Here is a 25,141-nt window from a genome sequence, read left to right as displayed (position 1 = left end):
AGCCCGGTGTTTAGTATTCCCTCACAGAGTATCGCTTGAGCAAACATCGCGAACAGTGTCGTTCGCAGAGGGGATGGGTCGAATGCGGCTCGGACAGGCCATTAGTGCGCTGCTGACGGAGTACGGCGTCTCACAGATCTTCGGAATTCCCGGCGTGCACACGCTGGAGCTCTTCCGAGACATCGACCAGAGCGGGCTGTCGGTGACGATCCCGCGCCACGAGCAGGGAGCCGGCTTCATGGCCGACGCGTACACGCGGGTGACGGGCACGCCGGGTGTCTGCTACCTGATCACGGGGCCCGGCGTGCTCAATGCGCTGACCCCCATCGCGCAGGCCTGGCACGACTCGATCCCCATGCTGATCATCGGCTCGACCGTCACACGCGCACAGCTCGGCGCCCACCGCGGCACGCTGCACGACACCCCCGACCTTGCCCCCGTGCTCCGGCCATTCACGCTCTTCAGCGAGACCGTCACCGACGCCGCGCGGGTCCCCGAGCTCATTGACGAGGCGTTCCGCCGTTGGGAGACCGAGCGACCACGTCCCGTCTACATCGGCATCCCGCGCGATCTACTTGAGGAGGAGGTGGGAGCGCTGCACCGCCCCGCTGCGGCGAGCGCGGCGACGCTCAGCGATCCCACGCCCGAATTCGACCTCGCGGCAGCGCGTGAGGTGCTCGCCCAGGCCTCGCGCCCCGTGGTCATCGCGGGCGGTGGCGCGCGCCACGATGGGCAGGCGGTGCGCGAGCTCGCAGAGCGGCTTGCTGCGCCCGTAGTACTCACGGGCAACGCGAAGGGGTTGCTTCCCGAGGCGCACCCGCTGAACGTCGGCATCAGCATGCCGTTTCCGCTCACACAAGAACTCGTGTCGGACGCCGATCTCGTCGTCGCCCTCGGCACCGAGCTCTCGGACTTCGAGGTGCTATTCACGGGTTCGGAAGAGCCGAGGCTGGCAGACGTGCTCCGCGTGGACATCGATCCCGACGTGACGCATCCGGACCAGACCCGCCCCACGCTTCCTCTGCGCGTGGGCGAGTTCGCCTCGGCGATGCTTGCGGAACTCACCCCCGCAGATCCCGCTCAGGCTCGGGCCGGTGCCGGGCGTGCAGCCGCCGCGCGCGCTGGCTTCGCCGAGGAGCGAGCGCGGGATCCGCATACGCCGTGGATCGAGGCGATTGCCCGCGCACTGCCCGAGAACGCGATTCTTACCGCCGACTCCGCCCAGGTGGCGTACCAGGCGCACCACTTCCTCCCACTCGATACGCCGGGGCGCTGGCTTGCGCCGTACGGCTACGGCACGCTCGGCCCCGCGCTCCCCATGGCGATCGGTGCGGCGGTGGCGGCACCCGACCGCCCGGTCGTTGCACTGGCCGGCGACGGGAGCTCGCTCTTCACCCTGCCCGAGCTCGCCACCGCACGCGACCTCGGCGCGAACGTCACGATGGCCATCTGGGACAACGGCGGCTATCGGGAGATCGAAGTGTCGTTTGACCGCGCCGAGATCCAGCCCGCCGGGGTGCGCACCACAGCGCACGACCTTGGGGTCATCGCAGAAGGATTTGGGGCACATGTCGCGCGCCCCACGTCCGAAGCCGAACTGGAGGCCGAGCTGCGTGCGGCCACGGCGCACGCCGGCCTATCCGTCATCGTGGTGCGGGCCCCCGCCGCGCACCGCGTCGAAGCCGATTCACTCAACCCGGAGGTGGCCGCATGAGCCTCGACATCCCGTACACGACCAGCGTTGGCGCCGACGGTTCGCCCATCACTGGACAGGTGGACTTCTCGCAGGTTCCGCGCTTCGCGGGGCCCGGCACTTTCGCGGGGCTGCCGTCGCTCGCGAGTGTGGGCGAGGCCCAGGCCGGGGTCATCGGCATTCCGTTCGACTCCGGCGTCACTTTCCGCCCGGGCGCGCGTTTCGGTCCCGAGGGGATTCGTGGGGCGAGCCATCTGATCCGTCCCTACAACGTGGAGCTGGATGCGTTCCCCTTCGCGCAGCACCAGGTGGCGGATGTTGGGAACCTTGCCGTCACGCCGTTCGGCATCGACCGCGCGGTTGAGGCGATGCTCGTCGGGCTTGCCGCAGCGCGCGAGCGCGCGGGAAAACTTGTCATTCTGGGCGGCGATCACACGGTCGCATACCCGGCGATCAAAACGCTCGCCCGACACCACGGCCCCATCTCCGTGCTGCACTTCGATGCGCACATCGACACGTTCGGTCCGTACTTCGGCGCGGCCATGCACCACGGCACGCCCTTCCGCCGCGCGGCCGAGGAAGGACTCCTCGATCCCGAAGGGTGCATGCACGTCGGCATTCGCGGCCCGCTGTATGGCCCACATGATCTCGCGGAGGACCGCGCGGTCGGGTTCCAAACCGTGCACTCGAGCGAGTTCGCTACCACCGGGCTCGGCGGCATCCTCGAGCAGATCACCCGCCGGCTGGGCGATCGCCCCGTGTACGTGTCGGTGGACATTGATGTGCTCGATCCCGCGTTCGCCCCGGGCACCGGCACCCCCGAACCCGGGGGCCTTGCCAGCCGGGAACTCCTCTACCTGCTTCGCGGGCTCGCACCGCTCAACATCGTCGGCGCCGACGTGGTTGAGGTCGCGCCCGCCTACGATCACGCCGACGTCACCTCGCTCGCCGCGGCCCACATCGCGTACGAGTTCCTGTCCCTCTGGGGACGCACCCCCGCCACCCTCGGGTAGTCAGTTCGCTGGCGCCCACCCACCGAAACGGAAGAATCAATGATGACACTCTCCCGCTCTTCTCACCGTTCACTCCCGAGATCGATTTCCGCCGTCGCGATGGTCGGCGCCGCGGGGCTTCTTCTCGCGGCCTGCTCCGGAGGCACCCCTGCTCCTGCCGAAGATCGCGACTTCGGCACCCCCGTGGTCGGCGAAATCGCGCCCGACGTTCTCGCGGGCACCACGCTCACCTACGCCGGCCCCGGCGGCATCTTCCAGGAGGGGCAGGATGAAGCGATCTGGCAGCCCTTCGCGAAAGAGTCGGGCGCAGTCATGCAGATGGACGCGTTCGACGCCGGCAAGCTGAAGGCGATGGTCGATGGCGGCAACGTCTCGTGGGACATCGTCGACACCTCACAGGTCGACACCGCACGCGGCTGCGGCACGCTCTACGAAAAGATCGACCGTTCACTGATCGACACCTCGCAGCTTCCCGAGGGCACGATTACGGATGACTGCATGATCCCGAACGTGATGTACGGCTTTGTGATCGCGTACAACACCGAGGTCTTCGGCGACAACCCGCCGAAGAGCGCCGCCGACTTCTTCGACACCAAGAAGTTCCCCGGCAAGCGCACCGTGCCGCAGACAACCTACGTTGATCCGCAGAACCTCGAGTTTCCGCTGCTCGCTGACGGGGTGGACCTCGACAACCTGAAACCTGAGCACATCGACCAGGCCATCGCGAAGTACGACAGCCTGGGCGACGACATGATTGCGTGGTCGACCGGGGCGCAGGCGCAGCAGCAGCTCGAGAGCGGCGAGGCTGTGATGGGGTACGTCTGGTCCGGCCGTGGCTACGGCGCCGCCGAGGCGGGGGCGCCCATTGCTCCGGTCTGGGACGAATGGCTCGTTGCGATCGACTCGACCGCCATCCCGAAGGGGGCGAAGGATCCCGCAGCCTCGCACGCCGCGATCAACTACTTCCTCGGCGCGAAGCAGCAAGCGGGCATGACCGAGCTCAACTCGATGTCGCCGGTCAACGTGAACGCGAAGCCGCAGGTCGACGATACGCTCGCCGCCTGGCTCGCGAGCTCACGCTTCGAGACGGGACACGTTCCCAACTTCGACTTCTGGGTTGAGAACTACGACGCGATGGCCACCGCCTGGGCGAACTGGGTGACGGGCGCGTAGCGAGCACCCGCTGGCTGGGCGTGTGGGAACCGGGTTTCCCACACGCCCAGTCATTTCCAGCCACTTCATAGCAAACAATCAGAGACTGGGGACATGAACACACAGCCCAAGGGACCCCGGATTCTGATCGTTGACGACGAGCCCAGCATTCGCGAGCTGCTCAGCACGAGCCTCCGTTTCGCAGGGTTCGGTGTGCGCGCTGTCGCAAACGGCGCACAGACCATCTCGGCAGTGCTTGAGGAGGAGCCCGACCTGATCGTGCTCGACGTCATGCTGCCCGATATGAACGGCTTTAGCGTGACCAAGCGACTGCGCTCGGCCGGCTACACCGCGCCCATCATCTTCCTCACCGCGAAGGACGACACTGAGGACAAGATCGAGGGCCTCACCGTTGGCGGCGACGACTACGTCACGAAGCCGTTCAGCCTCGACGAGATCATTGCCCGCATCAAGGCAGTGCTGCGTCGCACCATCCAGGAGGACGAGGACTCGATCCTCACGGTCGGCCCGATCACGATGGATCAGGACACGCACGAGGTGACCGTCGAGGGCTCTTCCGTCGAGCTTTCCCCCACGGAGTTCAAGCTGCTGCGCTACCTCATGCAGAACGCAAACCGCGTGCTCTCGAAGGCGCAGATCCTCGATCATGTGTGGGAGTACGACTTCAACGGCGATGCCGGCATCGTCGAGTCGTACATCTCGTACCTGCGGCGCAAGCTCGATCCGCTGACCGAGGAGTCGCTCATCCAGACGAAGCGCGGTTTCGGGTACATGCTCAAGACTGAAGCCAAGTAGCGTGTCACGCCTGAGCTTCGCTGAGCGGTGGGACGACATCTCACTGCGGGCGAAGATCACCGGCGTCACGGTGTTCATCCTCTTCCTGGGGCTCATCGTGGCCGGCGTCGGGACGCTCTCCGTGCTCCGCCCGATGCTGCTCGCCGATCAGACGAACACACTGAATCAGCTCCGTAAGGACCCGACCACCGCGCTCGGCACCGGGGCGAACGCCTCGAACCTCAGTCGCGCTGACATCCTGTACGCGAACCAGCAGTACTACGTTGCACTGTTTGACGCGGCCGGTGCACTGCAGTACGACAACACCCACAGTCTGGGCGAGTCGTCTGCAGTGCCCGAGCTGCTGTCGCCGCTCACGCTCGAAACCTTGATGGCCGATCCCGGGCAGTTCATCCCGATGACCAGCCCAGATCGCAGCAACTGGCGCGCGGTGGCGGCCCCCGTGCTCATTGACGGTCAGCCAAGCGGAATGCTGCTCATCGCGTCGTCGACCGCGGCCATCAACAAAGTGGTGGCGCGGTACGTCATTGTGTTCTCGGGCTTCGGGATCGCGGTCATCTTGTTGGGGGCCGCACTCACGCGGCTGCTCGTCACGACGACTTTCCTGCCGCTCGCGGAGGTGGAGCAGACCGCGCTCGAGATTGCCCGCGGAGATACCTCGAAGCGCATCATGGTGGCGAGCCCGCACACCGAGGTGGGTCATCTCGGCGAATCGCTCAACGTCATGCTCGACCGCCTCGACGGTTCGCTGGAAGACCAGGCGCGCACCATTGAGCGGATGCGCCGCTTTATCGGTGACGCCAGCCACGAGCTTCGCACCCCGCTCGTTTCCGTGCGCGGTTACGCCGAGCTGTACCGCATGGGCGCGCTGCAAGAAGAGGAGCAGGTCGGACAAGCGATGGAGCGCATCGAGAAGGAAGCGATCCGCATGACCTCGCTCGTTGAGGATCTGCTCGCGCTCGCCCGGCTTGACGAGCGCCGCCCGCTCGCGCTCACCTCGCTGCCGCTCAACCAGCTGGCACGCGACGCCGCACTCGACGCGGGCGCCCAGGCGCCCGACCGTGAGGTGACGGTTGTCGAGGATCCATCGAACCCGTCGGTGATTGGCGACGACCACAAGGTCCGGCAGCTCCTCACCAACCTCATCGGCAACGCGATGCGGCACACGCCGGAGGGCAGCCCGATCGAGATCATCGTCTCGACGCCCGAGGTTTCCGAGGGCGAGCAGCCGGTTGCGCGCTTCGAGATCGCGGACCACGGCGAGGGTGTCCCCGAGCAAATTCGTGAGAAGATCTTCGGCCGCTTCTGGCGCGCGGATTCTTCGCGAAACCGCGAGACTGGGGGCTCCGGCCTCGGGCTCGCGATCGTCCAGTCGATCGTTGAGGCTCACCACGGTCGCGTGAGCGTGCATGACACCCCGGGTGGTGGCGCAACGTTCCGGGTCGATCTCCCCGGTTCGCCCCCGGCTCCCATCACGGGTGAAACCGCGGCTATCCAGACTGCGCCGGCGCCCGTGGACCAAGCGCCCGCAGCCCCTGCGTCGGCCACACAGTCACCGCGCTCTTCGCAGTCACCGAGCTCACCGTCCAACCCGGATGGTGGGAACGGCGGGGACCCCGCGGAGACAACTTCCCAGGCTTAACCTGCCCGGAGCGCGCCCCGTACAGCCTCCGCCGTGAACCGGCCCGCCTCCACTGCCCCTTCCCGCGGAGAAATCTCGAATCTCGGATGTTCTCCGCGGGAAGCACCCGCTCCCCCATTTTTCTCCTGCCTGCTCGGAGCACCAGAGCTTCGACGCCGCGCCGGCACAGCGGCGCCCGTCGCCGGACGTCCCTGCGAGATCGCCATCATGATCCGCCCTTGCACCTCGGTCCACTCATGCTCGATCTGATGCGCGCTCACCCGAATCGTGGCATACCCGTTGGCGGCGAGACGGGTGTCGAGGACGTTGTCATAGTCGCGTTGCTTGCCCACATGGTGCCCGCCGTCCACCTGGACCACCAGCCATCCTTCGACGAGAAAGTCGACGCGCGCGCCCAACAGCCAAGCCTGGGCGACGACGTGGAGCCGTAGGGCGCGCAGGCGACGCAGCACGTAGCTCTCATACCCAGACTCCGAGAACATTGTGCACTCTGCAAGGAGGGCACGCTCGGGGCCACGAAGTGGCAACCGTGCGAGCGCATCCCGTGTGACGACCCTACTGCGCAGCGCCGACTCCCAGATTGCATGCGCGGCCTCGGCAGACTGACACTGGGACGCCAGAACCAGCGCGTTTTCCACCCGATCCATGAGCTGAAAGGGGCGTCTCCGGACGACGGGAACGCCCCAGTGACACACGTGCTCTCCCGGGCGGACGTGCGACTTCGGTGTTGGAGCGGCGACGTGCAGGCGCGTGAGGAGCTCCGGAACCCAGAGCGACTCGCGTTCAATCACCGTCATGCAGCTGAGCAGAACACCATGCACGGCCGCGTGGACGAGATCGGGATCCGCACTAGGCAGTGCAATCCACCCGTGTCGTGGCCTCACCAACTGACCCGCGTGCACGTGCGCCCGGAGCGTATGGACGGAGTGTCCGAGGTCGTGGAGCACGGAGGCTCGCAGAATACCGCCTGCTCGGCGGAGTGTCTCGTGCAATCTCATACCGACGAGTGTGCGCTGCGCCTGCCTCAGGAACGCGGTGAGATCGGGACCGGTGGAGAAATCCACGCCAAACAGGTCTGTGGACGGCCGCTCATCGCCCCCTCTCCCATCATGATTCCCCCTCCCCGCCCCATCTGCAGGAGAATTCCGAAACAACGGGGTCAACGCGGAGGCTTGCTCCGAGATTTGGGATTTCTCCTGAGGGCTGTGAGACACGGGAGAGGCAGGACGCGGAGGCTGGGCGGGTGCGCCGCGCTTCCCACGCCCAAAACGCAGCAGGGGCCGCACCCGAAGGTGCGGCCCCTGCCAGGAAAGCTGGACTTAGAAGTCCATGCCACCGGTCGGGTCACCGGCCGGCGCGGCGCCAGCCGGCTCGGGCTTGTCGGCGACAACGGCCTCGGTGGTGAGGAAGAGACCAGCGATCGATGCAGCGTTCTGCAGCGCCGAGCGGGTCACCTTTGCCGGGTCAAGGATGCCCTGAGCGGCGAGGTCGCCGTACTCGCCGGTCGCGGCGTTCAGGCCGTGGCCGAGGGGCAGGTTCGCAACGCGGTCGACCACAACGCCGGGCTCAAGGCCAGCGTTGAGGGCGATCTGACGCAGCGGCGCCTCAATGGCGGCCTGGACGATCTTCGCGCCCACAGCCTCGCTCTCGCTGAGCTCGAGCGTCTCGAAGACGTCCTTGCCAGCCTGGATCAGCGCGACGCCACCACCGGGGAGGACACCCTCCTCGACGGCTGCCTTCGCGTTGCGGACTGCGTCCTCGATGCGGTGCTTGCGCTCCTTGAGCTCAACCTCGGTCGCAGCGCCAGCCTTGATGACGGCAACGCCACCGGCGAGCTTCGCGAGGCGCTCCTGCAGCTTCTCGCGGTCGTAGTCGCTGTCGGTCGCCTCGATCTCGCGGCGGATCTGGGTCACGCGGCCCTGGATCGCCTCTTCCTCGCCGCCACCCTGGACGATGGTGGTCTCGTCCTTGGTGATGATGACCTTGCGTGCGGTGCCGAGCATGTCGAGCGTCGCGTTCTCGAGCTTGAGGCCGACCTCCTCGGAGATGACCTGGCCACCCGTGAGGATTGCGATGTCCTGCAGCATGGCCTTGCGGCGGTCGCCGAAGCCGGGGGCCTTGACGGCAGCCGACTTGAAGATGCCACGGATCTTGTTGAGCACGAGGGTAGCGAGCGCCTCACCCTCGACGTCCTCAGCAATGATGAGGAGCTGCTTGCCCGACTGGATCACGGGATCAACAACGGGGAGCAGGTCCTTGATGTTCGAGACCTTGCCGTTGACGATGAGGACGTAGGGATCCTCGAAGACTGCCTCCTGGCGGTCTGCATCGGTGACGAAGTAGGCCGACAGGTAGCCCTTGTCGAAGCGCATGCCCTCGGTCAGCTCGAGCTCGGTGCCGAAGGTGTTCGACTCCTCAACGGTGACGACGCCCTCCTTGCCGACCTTGTCGATCGCCTCAGCGATGAGCTTGCCGATCTGCTCGTCAGCCGCCGAGATGGACGCGGTTGCCGCGATCTCGTCGGTGGTCTCGATCTCCTTGGCGTTCTCAAGAAGCTTCGCGGTCATCGCGGCAACAGCCTTCTCGATGCCCTTCTTGATCGCGATGGGGTCGCTGCCGGCAGCAACGTTGCGGAGGCCCTCGCGAACCAGCGCCTGTGCGAGAACGGTTGCGGTGGTGGTGCCGTCACCCGCGACGTCGTCGGTCTTCTTTGCGACCTCCTTGACCAGCTCAGCGCCGATCTTCTCGTAGGGGTCGTCGAGCTCGATCTCCTTGGCGATGGAGACGCCGTCGTTCGTGATGGTGGGCGCGCCCCACTTCTTCTCCAGGACGACGTTGCGGCCGCGCGGGCCAAGCGTCACCTTCACGGCATCAGCGAGAGTGTTCAGGCCTCGCTCAAGCCCACGACGTGCTTCCTCATCAAACGCAATGATCTTTGCCATGTAATTCGCCCCTCCCGGACGTTCTCGTAGTGGTGAGCAGCACAGCGACGGTGAGCATCGATGCGCGGAGCTTTAGCACTCAGTCGATTCGACTGCTAAATCAATCTTGGCACTCACACGGGGGGAGTGCAAGCGCTGCCGCTCGCGCACAGCGAACAGGGAGGGAGGCCGCCTGACACCCGCACTTACGGCGCGATGGTCGCAGGATCCTGCGGCAGACCGGTGTCCGGGTTGATCGGGAATCCGCTCGCGGGATCGATCTCCCACCCGGTCACAGGGTCAATCTCGGGCGTGGTCTCGGGATCGGAGTTCTCCCCGTCGACACCGCTCGGCTCGCCCTCAGCGTCGGTGTTCTTGGCGTCCTGTTCGGTCATCGCCTTCGCCTCGTCGAGCCCGGGGCCCGCGTAGTCGGCTCCGATGAGCACAATGAGGTCCGCGTTGTACGACGCATAGTCCTCGGTCGTGTAGGTCGACAGCCCGCCGAGCTTGGCGGCAAGACCCGCGGCTGCCGAGGCCTGCGCCGGATCCGAGTAGAACACGGCGGAGATCTTCACATCGGACGCGCTCGCGCTTCCGGAGAAGATGATCTTGCCCCACTTGCTCTCGGTGATGATGCCATCGAGGGCGGCGGCGAGGTTCTGCGTCTCGGTACCGTTCAGCACGGCCACGGTCGCATCCGGATTCAGCACGGCATCGGGCGTCTGCGTCACGGATCCGCCGCCACTCGGGCGGCCAGTGAGCGGCAGCTTTCCGGTGTTGCCGATGCTGTGCACCGCGATAACCCCGGCGGTGGTCAGCAGCGCGAACCCGAGCAGGCCGGCGATCAGGTACTGCCAGGTGTAGCGCGGGCGGGCTGTCACCCGGTGGGCACCCACGCGACCGCTGGGTTGGATCCGATCGAAGCGATCCTGAGGGTAGTCCTGGCGGGCCCCACGGTGCTCTCGCGCACCTTCGGTCCGTTTCGCCACGTGCGTCCCCTCACAGCTCTTGGTCACGGCAGTCTGCCTCACACGCCCGTCGCGTGATCAGCCCTAGAGTACATTGCGTCAGCTGCCAGAACGGTGAAATCGATCGGGATCCCGAAGCGCGTCACCGCCGCTCAAGCGCGGCTTCGGGCGCTACTGGAGCGAGTCCGGCGCGTAGAGCGCCCGCGCGAGCCCGTCGATTACATCGGGAATGCGGGTGCCTCCCGCGAAAAGCAGTGTGTCGTCGACGTCGATGATGCGGCGGTTCTTCCCCGCGGTCGTGAGCGCGATGCTGGGCTGCGCTTCAAGCAGTCCGTCGACCCCGCCTGCGCTTTTCAGTCCCGCGGTCATGACGAGAATCACATCGGGATCAATAGCGATGAGCGCCTCGTCCGTCATGGGCTTCTCGCCCTTCCACCCGATCTCTTTCGCCACGTCCACCGCGCCGACCGAGCGGATCATGCTGTCGACCCCACTCCCCTCACCAAAGAGGTAGTAGATGCCAGACGTACCGCGCACGTAGAGGAACGCCACGCGCGGCAGCTTTTCTGGGTCCTCGGGCAGCAGCTTCGCAACCTCTGCTTCCTTCGCTGCGATCGCCGCCTTGAGCGTGTCGATGAGCGGCGGCGCAGCGGCGCTCACGCCCAGCGCATCGGCGACCTGCTGTGCGGTCACGTAGGTGGTGGCCGCATCAACCGCGCGGTCAACGGTGACCACAGGAATGCCGGCGTCACGCATCTGCAGCACCACATCCGTCGGGCCGATGCTGCCGTCGGTGATGATGAGGGTGGGGCTCAGCGAGAGCACGCCCTCCGCGTCAATCGAGTGCCCATCCTTCGTGACGATCGGGATGTCTTCGGCGCCCGGGAAGTTCGTCGAGACGTCGCGGCCGACAAGATGCTCGGACAGCCCGTAGGAGTGCACAAGCTCGCCCAGCGAACCGCTCAGCGAGAGCGCGAGCACGCGTGACGTGTCGGTGACCGTGACCTCGGTATCGCCGGAACGGTCGTGTGAGGTCACCGTGACCGGCAGCTCGGGCTTCGGCGGGTTCTCAAGGGGCGAGATCGACGGTCCGCCAATCTCGGCCGTCGTGGGGCCCTCCACCGCACTCGGGTCAGCGACCGGAGTGAGCTCGGAGAGCGGGGGCAGTTCCACACTGTCGGCCGCGTGCAGATCCGAGCCGCCGCCGGTCTGGCACGCGGTCAACCCGATCCCAAGCAGAGCGACAGCAGCCAGAGTGAGGACTCGTCGGGCACGAGCGCCACGATTCGTGTGCATGGGTTCCCCTCGAAATCACGATTCAATGCGCGGTCCGCGTATCAGCCGAGTCTGAGCAGTCCGAGCATTACCGCCGGTTAGCTTATCCCAAGAAAGGTATGATGAAGATGTGAGGTTGCCGCGGTTTCGCGGTGCCCGGGAGCGCGTGCGTCCCCGCAACCTCCTCCCCGAACTCAGACGAAAGCTGCCCCACGCACGCATGACTCCTCTCAGCAGAACACCTGCCTCGCGGCACGCCGCGAAGTCGACGATCCTGTTCACCGCGCTCGCGGTCGCGCTGATCGTATCCCTGCTCGTGTCGGCTGGCACCGGGCAACTCGAGGTCCCGCCGCAGGAGGTGCTCGGCTCCCTGCTCCATCGGATCGGGATCGACTGGCTCCCCCTCCCCGCCCACCCCGCGGGCGATCAGACACTCTGGGCCATCCGCTTCCCCCGCGTCTCTATGGCAGCCCTCGTGGGCGCCGGCCTCGCCGTCTCCGGTCTCCTCATGCAGGCGATCTTCGGCAACCCACTCGCCGAGCCGGGCGTAATCGGCATCTCCTCGGGTGCGGCGGTCGGCGCGGGCATCGCAATCGTGTTCGGTCTCACCCTCTTCGGCGAGTGGACGACCGCGATTCTCGCCTTCATCTTTGGTCTCGGCGCCACCCTCATCGTCTACGCGATGAGCCGCGCGGACGGGAAGACCGAGGTCGTCACGCTCGTGCTCACCGGCATCGCGGTGAACGCCGTGGGCGGCGCGGGCATCGCACTGCTCACCTTCCTGGGCGACACGCAGTCGCGTGAGCAGATCGTCTTCTGGCAGCTCGGCAGCCTGGCCGGCAGCCGCTGGTCGCAGGTGCTTGTCATCGCCCCGATCATCGCGATCGGTCTGCTCGCCGCCTACTTCGCGGCGCACAAGCTCGACTTGCTCGCACTCGGCGAGCGCAATGCGCGGCACCTCGGCGTCAACGTTGAGGCGCTCCGCATCACCATGATCTTCGTCGTGGCGCTGCTCGTTGGCGCGTCCGTCGCGTTCGCCGGCATCATCTCGTTCGTGGGCCTCGTGATCCCGCACCTCATGCGCATGGTGCTTGGGCCCGCGCACCTGCCGCTCGTCACCGCGAGCGCGCTCGGCGGCGCGCTCTTGCTGACGCTCGCGGATCTCGCGGCGCGCACCCTGATCCCGATGGCGGACATGCCGATTGGTATGCTCACCGCGCTCGTTGGCGGACCGTTCTTCTTCTGGCTGCTGCGACGTACGCGCAAGCGGAGCGGAGGTTGGGGATGAGCGCCCGGCACATCGCGCTACCCACCCACGCAGTGGCCGGCGAGGTCGTCTGCGCGGCCGAGTCGGTCGTGCTGACCCGTGGCGGCCGCAACCTCCTCGACGGGGTTTCGCTCGACGTTCGCGCGGGCGAGGTGCTTGCCCTGCTCGGGCCGAACGGCGCGGGCAAATCGACCTTGTTGAGCCTCCTCTCCGGCGATGTCGCACCCGATCAGGGTGCCGTGCTGTTCGGCGGTCGCAAGATCTCCGACTGGTCGCTCATCGATCTCTCGCGCCGTCGTTCCGTGCTGCTGCAGGACAACCAGCTCCTCTTCCCGTTCACGGTGCACCAGGTCGTCGAGATGGGGCGCGCGCCGTGGCGTCGCACCCCGTTCGAGGACGAAGACAACGAGGCCATCGCCGAGGCGATCTCCGCGGCAGATATCGCGCACCTCGGTAACCGACGTGTGCCCTCGCTCTCGGGCGGTGAGCGCGCACGCACCGCGTTTGCGCGGGTGATGGCCGGCCGTACCGGAGTCCTCATGCTCGATGAGCCCACGGCCGCGCTCGATCTGGGCCACCAGGAGGCGGTGCTCACCCTCGCGCGCGAGCGTGCTCGCGCCGGAGACGCCGTGCTCGTGGTGCTCCATGACCTCAATCTTGCGGCCGCTTACTCCGATCGCATCGCGCTCCTGCGCGACGGCCAGATCGCCGCGTGCGACGCCCCGGATCAGGTACTCACCGCCGAGATCGTCAGCGAGGTGTATCGCACCCCGGTCGAGGTGATTCCCCACCCGATCACCGGGCAGGGCATCGTCATGCCGAAACGGGCGTAGCGCACCAAGCCGCTCCCCCGGAAATGACAGTGGCCCCGGATCCCAATCAGGATCCGGGGCCACTGCCGTCTTGCTGCGGAGATACCGCGCGTCGCTAACTCTGGGGCTCGTCCTCGCTCGCAGCGCTCGTGGTCTTCGGCTTCTTGCGGCCCGCGAGCAGCATGCCGCCCGTCACGCCGATCACGAGCAGTGCGACACCGCCGACAACGATCGGCACCCACGGCACCTGCGGCGCAGCTTCGGGGGCGAGCTGCTCGGGTGCGGGGGTGCCCGGCTGGGCCGTCGCCTCGGGGCTCGGAGTCTCGGGCGCGGTCGCCACGCTCTCGCCGAGCTCGCAGCCGCTCACGGTCGCAGCGAGCGTAATCGGATCGAGGTCCTCTCCCGCAACGTAGCTGCCGTAGTCGCCATTGAAAGCGGCGGCCCCCTCAGAGGTGAGGCGGGGCACGGCCCCGTCGATGTTCAACGCGCTGCCGCCCGCGGTGACCGCGCCGGTCAAGTCGATCTTCGCCGCGCGCAGCTGCTCACCCACGGCTTCGCCGCCCGCATCGGCGGTGTCGGTCGAGCCAATGGTCAGCAGGAGGTACGCGGTGTCATCCCCCACGAACTCGATGGCAGGATCCGCGAGGTCGAGCTTCATCGCACCGCCGTGGCCGGTGAAGTGCACCGCACCGGTGAACGAGAGCGTGCCCGCTTCGAGCTCGCTGCCCACCGCACCCGTGACCTTGTCCCAGATGAAGCTCGGCGTCTCGTAGCGCATGTCCTCAGAGACCGTCCACTCGCCGTTGGCGATCGAGCCGCTCACGTACGAACGGAAGCGTTCCTTCACACCCCACGTGAGCGTCGCCGTGTCCACCGTGCAGGCGGCCTCTGTGGGGGCGGTCGCCTGCAGGGGGGCGGCGATCGCCGCGGCGGGGGCGGCAAGCATGCCCAGGCCGATCAGCCCGGCACCGATCGCTGCGGTGGTGCGGTGGCCGAAACGGCTGCCGTTCCGCGGGGAGGTATTCACGTGAAGCTCCTTGCACTGACGAGGGGGCGCCCAGTCGGGCACCCCCTCATGATACGGATTGTGGCTAGGCGTCGTTCTCAGCGCCGGCGGTCGCCTTGCGGCGCTGAGCGACAACGAGGCCGCCCATCGCGCCGGCAACCACGAGGAGCGCGAGTGCACCGGTCCACCAGATCCACACCGGTGTTCCTTCGCTCGGCACAATGCCCGCGGCAACAGGCGTCGCGGCCTCCGCCTCGATCGTGATCTCGTCAGCGGACTCCTGCTTCGCGGGGGCCTTCGCCTTCTTCTCTGCCTTCACGACGGTGAACACCGCACCGGCGTCCTTGCTGCCCTGGAGCGTGATCGTGTGCTCGCCGACCGGCAGGTCCTTCGGCAGCGAGCCAATCCAGCGGACCACTCCGTTCGCGTCGGCACCGGCCGCGTCATCGAGCACCGTCGGCTCCGAGTACAGCACCACGAGCACATCGCGCTCGCCGGGCTCGAAGCCAGCTGCCTCGAACTCGATCTCGCCACCAGGAACCAGCTTCTTCGCATCGGTGAGGATCCGAATGCCGGTGGTTACCGGCGGCGCATCTGCCGCGGTGCGCTTCGTGCTCTTCGCGTCGACCGTGGTCGATCCGAAGCTCGCACCCGAGACCGCGCCCACAGTGAAGGAGATCGGGTCGGCGCCAAATGCACCGCCACCACCGCCACCACCACCGGCGATCCCGCCGGACAGCGGCACGCCGCTCCAGGTGACCTCACCGTTCTGACCCACGGACTTGCTGCCGGCAGCCAGGTTCAGGCCGAAGCTACGCCCGCCCGCGGTCAGGGTTCCGCTCGACGGTCCTGTCACCGTAATGACCGGGTTCGCGAACGACTCCGACATGAGGCCCTTGTGTCCAGTGAACGTGACGACGCCCGAGTACTGCACGGTGCCCGTCTGGGTCGTGGCGTTCCAGGAGCTCGAGGACTGCGGGAACACGTAGCCCCCGGCTCCCCCGCCCACACCGCTCGTGGAGATGCTGCCCTTGGCAATGCGGCCCGTCGTATAGGCCGCGAAGCCCGACGACACGCCCCACGTCAGCGACCCGGCCTGCTGGCCGCCCGCGCCCGGCGCCACCGGCGCAACGGGCACGTTCGGCTTGGGCTTCGGCTTCACCACGGGCGATACCGGCGGCTTCACCGGCTTCACGTTGGCGGCGGCCCCGATGGTGAAGCTCGCCGAATCCATGACTGCCGTGGTGTCCAAGTAGCTGTCGAAGTACTCGGCCGCACCGGCGGTAGTGAGTTGCACGGGCACGCCGGTGAAGCGTACTGCGTTGCCGCCGGGCGCAGACTTCTTGCCCTTCGAGAGGTCAAGTGTCGCGATCGTCAACAGCTTGCCCTTGTGCACAGCTCGGAGCTCAGCCTTCGACGCAGACAGCACGTGCAGCTCAGGGTTCGCGAGGTTCAGGTTCAGTACGCCGTCATGGCCTGTGAAGTTCACGTTGCCCGCAAACTTGACGGATCCGGTCTGCTTCTTGGCGTCCCAGGTGCCACCCGCAATCTGGGGGAACTTGTACACGGACGACCCCGATGCCGGGTTCGACACAGTGATCTTGCCCTTGGCGATCGAGCCCGTGACGTAGTCGCGGAACTCCTTGCGCACGCCCCACTCGAAGCTGCCGTCCATGGTCTCCACCTTGGGCGGGAACACGGCATCCCAGTTCGCCTTCGTCACATCGACCGGCAAAGTAAGGACGTTTGCTGAGCCTCCAGCAGACTTCCCGTCCCAAACCAGCACCTCGTACGTTCGCGTGCGGTCGAGGGAGCTCCCCGTGGCAACCACCTTGGCATCGAAGGCCCCGTTCTTGGGGATGTCCGTCACCCGGACCGTGCCGATCGGCTTCGGCTTCTCCGAGGTTCCCGCAACAATCACCGCTACGTTGACTCCCGAAGAGAAACGTGCAGGATCGAACCCACGGAGCTTCGCCGTGACTTCGAGCTTGCCGGCGCCCGCACCAGTCACCCCAGCAGTACCCCCTGCGGTGAAGTCGACCCCGAACACCTCGTTCCACTGCGCCTCGGTGATGTCCACCGTGTCGCGCCCCACCATCCGGTCAGGCGTCGGCATAGCGTGAGCACGCCAGACGATGACCTCGTACGACTTAGTTCGGTCGAGCTTCGTCGCGCCTGCGTCAAGGACAACGGTTGTCTTGCCGTCACGAATGGCATCGCGCTTCACGAACGCGTATCCCGCCCCCATGTTCTCAGGCGTGATCAGTCCTTCAGTGCCTCGCTCAATGAGCGACGCGTAAACCCCAGCATCCAGCGAATCCAACGCGATGCCAGAAATGGTGGCAGTTACCGAAATCCCGTCCGCACCCGCGTGCGAGACCCCGGCTTGGACCTTCGCTCCTCCCGTGGGGAATACCTGGTTCCACTGCGCGAGCGAGACATCGAGCGCCGCGACCCCGTACGTCGTCTCCGCGGACGGCATCGAATGCCCCGTCCACGCAACAACCTCGTAGCTCTTCGAACGATCAAGCTTCGCAGCAGGCACCTCAAGCGTGCTCGTCGCAGCACCACCCGTGAACGACGCAGGACGCACCCACTCCATCGCGAGACCCATATTCGACTCGGAAACCTCAGACAGCTTCCCAGCCTCGATCACCGCAACATACGCACCAGTCTTCGACTCAATGTTCGCAAGCTCAGTCGTCACCGTCAGACCCGTCTCCGACGCAGCCGACACCTTCGGCTTCACCGACGCAGCAGCCTTCGGGAACACCTTGTCCCACTCAGCAGCCGACACATCAAACGGCAACACCTTCACAATGTTCGCAGCAGTCGGATTCGACCGCCGCGGCCACACCACAACCTCGTACTCCTTCGAGCGATCCAACTGCGCAACCGGCACCGTCACACTCGACTCGAACTCACCCGACGCAGGAATCACATTCACCGACTGCGTACCACCCAGGAACGACGACTGCGTCGCACCATCAGCAGTCCCACGAAGCACCACACCAACATGCACACCAGCAGGCTGCGAAGCCGGATCAACCCCAGCCACCTTCGCCTGCACCGTCAAACCAGTCTCAGACGCAGCAGACACCACCGCAGAACCAGTTACCTGCTTCGGGAACACCTTGTCCCACTCAGCAGCCGACACATCAAACGGCAACACCTTCACAATGTTCGCAGCAGTCGGATTCGACCGCCGCGGCCACACCACAACCTCGTACTCCTTCGAGCGATCCAACTGCGCAACCGGCACCGTCACACTCGACTCGAACTCACCCGACGCAGGAATCACATTCACCGACTGCGTACCACCCAGGAACGACGACTGCGTCGCACCATCAGCAGTCCCACGAAGCACCACACCAACATGCACACCAGCAGGCTGCGAAGCCGGATCAACCCCAGCCACCTTCGCCTGCACCGTCAAACCAGTCTCAGACGCAGCAGACACCACCGCAGAACCAGTAGCTCCTTCCGGCTGCTGCACCTCCACGACCTCAAGCGTCATCGCTGCCGAGCTGGACGCGACGAACGCGGCAGAATCGGTCGGCGAGAATGCAGCGGTGAAGTTGTGCATCCCGACCGGCAGAGTCGTCGTGGTGAGCGTCGCCGTCCCATCAAGCACGGCAGCAGTGCCGAACTGTGTCGATCCCTCGAGGAACGCGACGTTACCGGCGGCGGCGGGAGCTACCTGCGCGGTCAGCGTTACTGGCGCCCCCACTTCAACGGTGGTGGCCGAGAAGCTCAGCGTTGTTGTGGTCTGAACAGCCGGCACCACGGGCGGGAACACAGCATCCCACTGCTCCGCAGCTATCTCTACAGGAACGCGAGCGACAATGGCGTCGTCGTCAGGGTTGCCGTGAGCCCACCAGAGAATCGCTTCGTAGCTCTGATTGCGGTCGAGCGACGCAGCGGGGATGGTGTACTTGAACGTTCCTGCGCCCCCGCGAATGGCGGCCGTGGGGAGGAAAGCGCCGGTGCCGAGCACAGCAGAGGTCCCAGCCGGCACGAGACCCGCGTACACCCCTTGCTTGTCCGCCGGGACCGCGATACCGGTCGCAGCCACGGAAAGCTCGATCCCGTCCACAGCAGCACGAGAAATGGTCGGTGCTGCCACAACCTGAGTCGCCGCGGCCTCGCTCGCCACCGGGTCAGTCGGCTCAGCGCTCGCAGCGCTCGTTCCGAGGAATGCGGCTCCCGCGACAAGCGCGGTAACCAAAGTCGCTGAGAGGACCCCACGGGCCCTTCGACGTGCAAACATGCGTTGCGTGCTCCTTGTTGTGACACCAAGACCGGGCCCGAGAATGTGGCGATACGCTCACATCGGATCGAACTGAGGTACGCCTTACCTCAAGTCCACCACTTAGTCTGACGAATATCATCCGATGATGCAAGTCGGCTTCGAATCCCGAGGTCTCACATCACCCGATCGGATGAGATCTTCAGCAATGAGGCATCCCAAGGACGCCGGGATTCGCGTGCTGCTCACCCGGGCACCGAGCTGAACACGCGCGCGGGTGCTCGGCGTACACTGTTGCCGACCCTGATTGGAGACCCGTCATGAGCAGCAAGCCCATCGATTCGGCCGAGTACCCGTTCCAGCTTTCCGAGAGCGAGTGGCGTGAGAAGCTCGGCGGCGACGAGTACACGATCCTTCGGCAGGCCGGCACCGAGCGTGCGGGCACCGGCGAACTCCTCGACGAAGAACGTGACGGCCTCTACCGCTGCCGCGGCTGCGGCAACGAGCTCTTTGTTGCGGGCACGAAGTTTGACTCGGGGTGCGGCTGGCCGAGCTTTTACGAGAGCGTGCGCCCGGAGGCGGTTGAGCTGCTCGAGGATCACAGCCTCGGCATGACGCGCACGGAAGTCCGCTGTGCGGAGTGCGGGTCACACCTCGGCCACGTCTTCCCCGATGGCTTCGGCACCCCAACCGGCGATCGCTACTGCATGAACTCGCTTGCGCTCACCTTCGAACCTGGCGCACGCCCCGAGCGCGACGCGTGAGCGCATCGATGCCCGCACGCGCGGCATTCGACGCGCGCCGATCCTTCTCGAAGGTCACTGCCGAGGCGCCCAGCAGCGACGAGCTTCGCGAGCTCGTCGCCCCATTGGCGAGCGTCGCTGATCACTCCGGCTTACGCCCCTGGCGGCTGATCGAGCTGCGGGGCGACGCCCGCCTCCGGCTCGGTGACGCCATGGGCGACGCAGCGGGAGGAAAGCACGAGAAGTACCGCGCCAAGGCGACGCGCGCGCCGCTCGTGCTCGCCATCGTCGTTGCCCCGCAGCCGAGCAAGAAAGTTCCGCTGTGGGAGCAGGAAGCCGTGGCGAGCGGTGTGGCTCACGGGCTCGGGCTCCTCCTCCACGAAGCCGGCTGGGGCTCCATCTGGCGCACCGGCGAGCTCACTCGCACCGATGCTGTGCATGCTGCCCACCAGTTGGGTGCCGACGAGTACCTCCTCGGCTGGCTGTACATCGGGGGGATCCCCGATCGCGGGCGACCAGAAAAGAGCCCCAAGCCCAGGAAGCCCCTCGACTTCACGCGCCACCTCAGCGCACTGTAGTTGGCCCTCCGCGCCACGGCAGCGCGGCAACAACCACGGCAAGGAGCGCAACCGCCGTGCCCGCGATCATGCCCTGTGTGAGGCCACCCGTCAGCGGCGCGCCCAGCTCAAATGCGACCGCAGCGATGAGCTGCCCTGCGACATTCGACATGCTGAGGAGCAGCACACCCGCGGTGCGCACGAGCATGGCGGCGACCGCGATGAAGATCGTGCCGACGAATCCACCGATGTAGTAGTACGGCTCGCTCGGCCAGTTCGTGGGCCAACCCGCGATCCCAATCGAGACCAGCGCCGCGGCACCAAGCAGCGCCGTCCCCACGACGAAATTGATGAATGTCGAGGTGACTGCGCTCTGGGATGCCGCGCGCACCAGTCCGTTCACCATGGACTGCGCGGCAATCCCCGCACCGACGAACACGGGAACGAGAATCAGCCACACTGGCCCGTGGTCAGCGCTCCCGCCCAGTCCCGCCGAAAGCGCGACCGCAATCACGGCGAGCACCGTTCCGGCGATTCGCGTGGGCGTGGGATCGATGCGTCCGCCTGGGCCAAGGCCGACACGGTCCATGAAGAGGCCTCCCAGCACCTGACCGGCGACGATGCCGACCGTGAAGAGCGTGAGCCCCATGAGCGGCGCGACAAGACCCTGGCTCAGCACGAACAGCGCGCCGCCTGCGCCGCCGAGAAGCGCCCAGGCCGGAATCCGCGACGCTCGGAGTTCTCCACGGAGCCGGGTGAATCCAACTCTGCCGCGACGCGAGAGCAGCAGCACCGCGCACATGATGAGCAGACCGATACCGAATGAGACGGCCGCGGTGACGTAGCCGTTGCCGAGCTGCTGACTCAGGCCGCCATTGATGCGCGACTGGAGCGCGACGAGCACGCCGGCGAGGCCGGAACCGAGCAGGGCTGCCCAAACAGGGAAAGAGCGGGTGCGAGTCACTCGCACCACCCTACTCGGGTGTGGGCGGTGTCGGACGCCGAATGGCATCGCCGCGAAACATGGAGCCGCCTATCGGACTCGAACCGATCACCTGCGCTTTACAAGGGCGCTGCTCTACCAGATGAGCTAAGGCGGCACTGTGGGGCGGATCCGAAGAACCGCCCCAGAGCATACTACTCGGACTTCTTGGCGTCCGCGTCCTGCTTCTGCTCGAACTCGCCCTTGACCTTCAGAAGGTAGGACTCGAGATCGCCGTCGCGAGCCTGGTTCCACTGCTGGCCGTTCACAATGACGGTCGGGGTGGAAACGAGTCGCTGCGGGCCGTCAGCCGGCTGCGGGGTCACGCCGTCGGAGCTGAGCATCTGCGCGCCCTTCGCAAGGCCGAGGATGCCGGTCTCGCTCGCGGACTTGTAGTTGCTCGAAATGAAGTTGCCGAAGCGGACATCCTTCACGCACTGGCGCAGCTCGGTGGTGAGCTCTGCGCCGGCAGCCTCAGCCTGCTCAAGCAGCTGATCGTCGGTCAGGCCGGTGGTCTGCTCCTTCGGCTGCACCTCCGGGCTCAGCAGACGGGTGTGCAGGCTGAACGCGACCTCGGGCTGCTCCTCAACCACGCAGCTGAACAGGTTCGCTGCGCGGGTCGAGTACTTCGAGCCATTCGACATGCTGTCGAGGAAGTTCAGCGGGTAGATGCCGAGCTCGATGTCGCCAGCGCCCACGTAGTTCTCGAGCATGGTGCCGTACTGCTGCTCGAACGCACCACAGGCCGGGCACATGTAGTCGGCGTAGACCGTCACGTCGAGCGGCAGCTCATCACGGTTCACCTCACGTGCTTCGCGATCCGCACCCGATTCGAGCGCGGGGGTCTTCAGCACCTCAAGATCCTTAGTGAAGACCGCGGCGCCCGAGGCCATGTTCTTCGGACCGGGGCCCGCCGGCTTCATGGTCTGCGTGAGCACGAGCGCGACAATGCCGAGGATGGCGAGCACGCCGAGGACGATGCCGCCCTGCAGGAAGAGGCGATTCCGCTTCTCCCGCTTCTTTTCCTGCTCACGCGCAACGCGGGCCTGCTCACGGGCCTGAGCGCGGCGCTCGTTCTTCGTAGGACGGTGGTTAGTCTCGCTAGACATCAGTGTTTCTCCCAGTCGGTCCGCTGCTGCGGATCACGGATTGGTATGGCGCTTCCGGCCCTACTTCTTCTTATTCGAGCGGCGCTCAGCGCGGTTGCCCGCGGCCCCGTCAGCGGGCACCTGCTGGCCGAAGGCGCCACGCTTGGTCGCGCCGCCCTGTGCCCCAGGCTCAGGCGCACCGCTCACCGCGGGAGCGCCGTCCTCGTCAGGCGCGCTGTACGACAGCTTGGACTGATCCGGCGTGGTCTGCTCCTCGAGCCCGCCACCCTCAAGGTGCACGTGGCCCTGTGCATCGACCTCTTCGCGAACCTTGACCTCAAGGTTGTAGAGCAGCCCCATCGACTCCTCCTTGATCTGCCCCATCATGCCCTCGAACATGGTGTAGCCCTCGCGCTGGTACTCGACGAGCGGATCGCGCTGCGCCATCGCGCGCAGGCCGATGCCCTCTTTGAGGTACTCCATCTCGTAGAGGTGATCGCGCCAGCGGCGGTCAATCGTGGCGAGCACCACGCGGCGCTCGAGCTCGCGCATGGCCTCGCTACCGAGTGCCTGCTCGCGGTTCTCGTACGCAACGACCGCATCGGAGAGAATCTCGCGGCGGAGGAAGTCCTTGTCGACACGGCCCCCACCGGTCTCGGCGAGGAGCTCGTCGACCGTCAGCCCCACGGGGTAGACCTGGCGCAGGTCACTCCACAGTGCGTCAAAGTCCCACTCACCATCGGTACCGTGCGAGTCGATGATCGCGTCGATCGTCTGCTCGCGGAAGGCTTCGATCCGAGACTGGATTTCTTCGCCGTCAAGGATCTGCTGGCGATCGCCATAGATGGCCTTGCGCTGGCGGTCCAGAACGTCGTCGTACTTCAGCACGTTCTTGCGGATCTCGGCGTTGCGCTGCTCGACCTGGCTCTGGGCGCTCTGGATGGCGCGAGAGACTACCTTCGACTCGATCGCGAGATCGTCGGGGAAGCTATCGCGGTTCATCAGCGCGGCAGCAGCCCCCGAGTTGAAGAGGCGCATCAGATCGTCGGCGAGCGACAGGTAGAAGCGGCTCTCGCCGGGGTCGCCCTGACGGCCCGAACGACCGCGCAGCTGGTTGTCGATACGACGCGACTCGTGGCGCTCGGTTCCCAGGACGTAGAGTCCTCCAACCTCGTGCACCTTCGCGGCTTCCTCGGAGACGGCCTCCTTCACCGCAGCGAAGACATCGTCCCACGCAGCCTCGTAGGCATCCGGATCTTCCTCGGTCGACAGTCCGCGTGCGGTCATCTCCTGCACGGCGAGGAACTCGGCGTTGCCACCGAGCATGATGTCAGTACCACGGCCAGCCATGTTGGTCGCGACCGTGACCGCACCGAGGCGGCCGGCCTGCGCGATGATCGCGGCCTCGCGCGCGTGGTTCTTTGCGTTGAGCACCTCGTGACGCACACCCGCCTTCGCGAGGAGACGCGAAAGGTACTCGCTCTTCTCAACGCTCGTCGTGCCGACGAGGACGGGCTGGCCCTTCTCGTAGCGCTCGGCGATGTCGATGACCACCTGAGCGAACTTCGCCTGCTCGTTCTTGTAGACGAGGTCGGGCTGATCCTTGCGCTGCATCGGCTTGTTGGTGGGGATCGGCACCACACCGAGCTGGTAGGTCGACATAAACTCGCCGGCCTCGGTCTCGGCCGTACCGGTCATGCCGGAGAGCTTCTTGTAGAGGCGGAAGTAGTTCTGCAGGGTGACGGTGGCGAGCATCTGGTTCTCAGCCTTGACCTGCACGCCTTCCTTCGCCTCGATGGCCTGGTGCATGCCCTCGTTGTAGCGACGCCCGGCAAGGATACGGCCGGTGTGCTCGTCAACGATGAGCACTTCGCCGTTCAGCACGACGTAATCCTTATCGCGCGTGAAGAGCGCGTTCGCCTTGATCGAGTTGTTGAGGAACGAGATCAACGGCGTGTTCACCGACTCGTAGAGGTTCGTGATGCCGAGGTGATCCTCGACCTTCTCGATACCGGGCTCGAGGACACCAATGGTGCGCTTCTTCTCGTCGACCTCGTAGTCGATGCCAGCCTTGAGCTTGCGCGCGATGCGGGCGAACTCTGCGAACCAGCGGTTCGCTTCGCCGGAAGCGGGGCCGGAGATGATGAGCGGAGTACGGGCCTCATCGATCAGGATCGAGTCGACCTCATCGATGATGGCGAAGAAGTGCTCGCGCTGCACGCGCTCCTCAGCCGACGAGGCCATGTTGTCGCGCAGGTAGTCGAAGCCGAACTCGTTGTTCGTGCCGTACGTAATGTCAGCGTTGTACTGCTCGCGGCGCACCGTCGGATCCTGGCCAGCAACGATGCAGCCGGTCGTCATACCGAGCGCACGGAAGACGCGTCCCATGAGCTCCGACTGGTAGCTCGCGAGGTAGTCGTTCACCGTCACAACGTGCACGCCCTTGCCGGCGAGCGCATTGAGGTACGCAGGCATGGTCGCAACAAGGGTCTTGCCCTCACCGGTCTTCATCTCGGAGATGTTGCCGAGGTGGAGGTTTGCGCCACCCATGACCTGCACCTCGAAGGGGCGCAGACCGATCGTGCGCTTCGCCGCTTCGCGAACCGCCGCAAACGCCTCGGGGAGCAGATCGTCGAGCGTCTCGCCCTTCTCCAGGCGGCCGCGGAATTCCTCGGTCTCGCCTCGCAGCTCCTCGTCGCTGAGCTCTGCGAAGGACTCCTCAAGGTCGGCGACCAGTTTCGCCTGCCGCTCGAGCTTCTTCAGAGTGCGACCCTCGCCGACGCGAAGGAGCTTTTCGAGAACTGTCGCCACGTTGTCTCTCCTGTTAGTTTGCACGGCTTGCCGACCCGCCATGCGGAGCCACCGTCGTTGCCAAATTGTGACAACGCCTCAGCTTAGCAACGCAAGGAGTTCCAGCGCTGGGAATGCCGTCTTTTGAACGACTCAAAATAAGTAGT

The 25,141-nt window shown here is 66.0% G+C and carries 18 protein-coding genes and 1 tRNA gene; 9 read left to right on the top strand and 10 right to left on the bottom strand.

Annotated elements, in window-relative coordinates; all coding sequences use genetic code 11:
* The first annotated feature begins 82 nt into the window (after positions 1–82).
* The 5 genes from D3226_RS02665 to D3226_RS02645 all read left to right on the top strand — a co-directional run bounded on the left by D3226_RS02665 (position 83) and on the right by D3226_RS02645 (position 6,316).
* Positions 83–1,714, top strand: coding sequence for a 5-guanidino-2-oxopentanoate decarboxylase (locus D3226_RS02665; protein ID WP_202380860.1), 1,632 nt, complete (start codon positions 83–85; stop codon positions 1,712–1,714).
* Positions 1,711–2,706, top strand: coding sequence for an agmatinase (speB, locus tag D3226_RS02660; protein WP_202380859.1), 996 nt, complete (start codon positions 1,711–1,713; stop codon positions 2,704–2,706). The genes D3226_RS02665 and speB overlap by 4 nt, the downstream gene beginning before the upstream one ends.
* A 42-nt stretch (positions 2,707–2,748) precedes the next feature.
* Positions 2,749–3,879, top strand: coding sequence for an ABC transporter substrate-binding protein (locus D3226_RS02655; protein ID WP_237462201.1), 1,131 nt, complete (start codon positions 2,749–2,751; stop codon positions 3,877–3,879).
* Between the two features lie 93 nt (positions 3,880–3,972).
* Positions 3,973–4,674: a response regulator transcription factor gene (locus D3226_RS02650; protein WP_202380858.1), complete on the top strand. Its 702-nt coding sequence runs from the start codon at positions 3,973–3,975 to the stop codon at positions 4,672–4,674.
* Position 4,675: 1 nt separating this feature from the next.
* On the top strand, positions 4,676–6,316 hold the full coding sequence (locus D3226_RS02645) for an ATP-binding protein (RefSeq protein WP_202380857.1): 1,641 nt from the start codon (positions 4,676–4,678) through the stop codon (positions 6,314–6,316).
* Here the strand turns inward: D3226_RS02645 and D3226_RS15135 are convergent.
* From D3226_RS15135 to D3226_RS02625, 4 genes are all read right to left on the bottom strand, one after another.
* Positions 6,313–6,798 carry an endonuclease domain-containing protein gene (locus D3226_RS15135; protein WP_420029086.1) on the bottom strand — a complete coding sequence of 162 codons (486 nt, stop codon included), beginning with the start codon at positions 6,796–6,798 and terminating at the stop codon, positions 6,313–6,315. The genes D3226_RS02645 and D3226_RS15135 overlap by 4 nt on opposite strands.
* An 837-nt stretch (positions 6,799–7,635) precedes the next feature.
* Positions 7,636–9,258, bottom strand: a complete 1,623-nt coding sequence (gene groL / locus D3226_RS02635) for a chaperonin GroEL (protein WP_025133554.1) — start codon at positions 9,256–9,258, stop codon at positions 7,636–7,638.
* Positions 9,259–9,443: 185 nt separating this feature from the next.
* Positions 9,444–10,226 carry a LytR C-terminal domain-containing protein gene (locus D3226_RS14995; RefSeq protein ID WP_202380855.1) on the bottom strand — a complete coding sequence of 261 codons (783 nt, stop codon included), beginning with the start codon at positions 10,224–10,226 and terminating at the stop codon, positions 9,444–9,446.
* 150 nt (positions 10,227–10,376) lie between these two features.
* On the bottom strand, positions 10,377–11,501 hold the full coding sequence (locus D3226_RS02625; protein WP_202380854.1) for a heme/hemin ABC transporter substrate-binding protein: 1,125 nt from the start codon (positions 11,499–11,501) through the stop codon (positions 10,377–10,379).
* Between the two features lie 199 nt (positions 11,502–11,700).
* Here D3226_RS02625 and D3226_RS02620 point away from each other — a divergent pair, with 199 nt between their 5' ends.
* Positions 11,701–12,768 carry a FecCD family ABC transporter permease gene (locus D3226_RS02620; protein ID WP_202380853.1) on the top strand — a complete coding sequence of 356 codons (1,068 nt, stop codon included), beginning with the start codon at positions 11,701–11,703 and terminating at the stop codon, positions 12,766–12,768.
* Positions 12,765–13,580: a heme ABC transporter ATP-binding protein gene (locus D3226_RS02615; RefSeq protein WP_202380852.1), complete on the top strand. Its 816-nt coding sequence runs from the start codon at positions 12,765–12,767 to the stop codon at positions 13,578–13,580. Before D3226_RS02620 ends, D3226_RS02615 begins: the two co-directional genes overlap by 4 nt.
* A gap of 94 nt (positions 13,581–13,674) precedes the next feature.
* Here the strand turns inward: D3226_RS02615 and D3226_RS02610 are convergent, their stop codons facing one another.
* On the bottom strand, positions 13,675–14,586 hold the full coding sequence (locus tag D3226_RS02610; protein WP_337248877.1) for an HtaA domain-containing protein: 912 nt from the start codon (positions 14,584–14,586) through the stop codon (positions 13,675–13,677).
* Between the two features lie 64 nt (positions 14,587–14,650).
* Positions 14,651–18,835: an HtaA domain-containing protein gene (locus D3226_RS02605; RefSeq protein WP_202380851.1), complete on the bottom strand. Its 4,185-nt coding sequence runs from the start codon at positions 18,833–18,835 to the stop codon at positions 14,651–14,653.
* 299 nt (positions 18,836–19,134) lie between these two features.
* Here D3226_RS02605 and msrB point away from each other — a divergent pair, with 299 nt between their 5' ends.
* Both msrB and D3226_RS02595 read left to right on the top strand, forming a co-directional pair.
* Entirely contained in the window at positions 19,135–19,578 is a 444-nt protein-coding gene (gene msrB / locus D3226_RS02600) for a peptide-methionine (R)-S-oxide reductase MsrB (protein WP_202380850.1), read from the top strand.
* Complete coding sequence (locus tag D3226_RS02595) at positions 19,575–20,135, top strand: nitroreductase family protein (protein WP_420029077.1); 561 nt, start codon at positions 19,575–19,577, stop codon at positions 20,133–20,135. The genes msrB and D3226_RS02595 overlap by 4 nt, the downstream gene beginning before the upstream one ends.
* On the opposite strand, the gene D3226_RS02590 is transcribed toward D3226_RS02595, so the two are convergent.
* The 4 genes from D3226_RS02590 to secA form a co-directional block, all read right to left on the bottom strand.
* On the bottom strand, positions 20,122–21,078 hold the full coding sequence (locus tag D3226_RS02590; RefSeq protein WP_337248876.1) for a DMT family transporter: 957 nt from the start codon (positions 21,076–21,078) through the stop codon (positions 20,122–20,124). The two genes, D3226_RS02595 and D3226_RS02590, sit on opposite strands and share 14 nt — an antisense overlap.
* A 60-nt stretch (positions 21,079–21,138) precedes the next feature.
* A tRNA-Thr gene (locus D3226_RS02585) sits at positions 21,139–21,214 on the bottom strand.
* 37 nt (positions 21,215–21,251) lie between these two features.
* Positions 21,252–22,205, bottom strand: a complete 954-nt coding sequence (locus tag D3226_RS02580) for a DsbA family protein (protein WP_202380848.1) — start codon at positions 22,203–22,205, stop codon at positions 21,252–21,254.
* A gap of 60 nt (positions 22,206–22,265) precedes the next feature.
* Positions 22,266–24,995 (bottom strand): preprotein translocase subunit SecA, encoded by a 2,730-nt coding sequence (secA, locus tag D3226_RS02575; RefSeq protein WP_202380847.1) that lies wholly within the window; start codon positions 24,993–24,995, stop codon positions 22,266–22,268.
* Positions 24,996–25,141: the final 146 nt, after the last annotated feature.

This window comes from Leucobacter chromiireducens subsp. chromiireducens (genome assembly GCF_016758255.1).
In the GTDB taxonomy this organism is placed as follows: domain Bacteria; phylum Actinomycetota; class Actinomycetes; order Actinomycetales; family Microbacteriaceae; genus Leucobacter; species Leucobacter chromiireducens.
This window is presented reverse-complemented; position numbering and strand designations above follow the sequence as displayed.

Bases quoted from the DNA above. Each gene is read 5' to 3' on its own strand.
- D3226_RS15135 (WP_420029086.1), bottom strand. From the start codon at position 6,798: ATGTTCTCGGAGTCTGGGTATGAGAGCTACGTGCTGCGTCGCCTGCGC.
- D3226_RS02655 (WP_237462201.1), top strand. From the start codon at position 2,749: ATGACACTCTCCCGCTCTTCTCACCGTTCACTCCCGAGATCGATTTCC.
- D3226_RS02605 (WP_202380851.1), bottom strand. From the start codon at position 18,835: ATGTTTGCACGTCGAAGGGCCCGTGGGGTCCTCTCAGCGACTTTGGTT.
- D3226_RS02625 (WP_202380854.1), bottom strand. From the start codon at position 11,501: ATGCACACGAATCGTGGCGCTCGTGCCCGACGAGTCCTCACTCTGGCT.
- msrB (WP_202380850.1), top strand. From the start codon at position 19,135: ATGAGCAGCAAGCCCATCGATTCGGCCGAGTACCCGTTCCAGCTTTCC.
- D3226_RS02650 (WP_202380858.1), top strand. From the start codon at position 3,973: ATGAACACACAGCCCAAGGGACCCCGGATTCTGATCGTTGACGACGAG.
- groL (WP_025133554.1), bottom strand. From the start codon at position 9,258: ATGGCAAAGATCATTGCGTTTGATGAGGAAGCACGTCGTGGGCTTGAG.
- D3226_RS02620 (WP_202380853.1), top strand. From the start codon at position 11,701: ATGACTCCTCTCAGCAGAACACCTGCCTCGCGGCACGCCGCGAAGTCG.
- D3226_RS02615 (WP_202380852.1), top strand. From the start codon at position 12,765: ATGAGCGCCCGGCACATCGCGCTACCCACCCACGCAGTGGCCGGCGAG.
- D3226_RS02580 (WP_202380848.1), bottom strand. From the start codon at position 22,205: ATGTCTAGCGAGACTAACCACCGTCCTACGAAGAACGAGCGCCGCGCT.
- speB (WP_202380859.1), top strand. From the start codon at position 1,711: ATGAGCCTCGACATCCCGTACACGACCAGCGTTGGCGCCGACGGTTCG.
- D3226_RS02665 (WP_202380860.1), top strand. From the start codon at position 83: ATGCGGCTCGGACAGGCCATTAGTGCGCTGCTGACGGAGTACGGCGTC.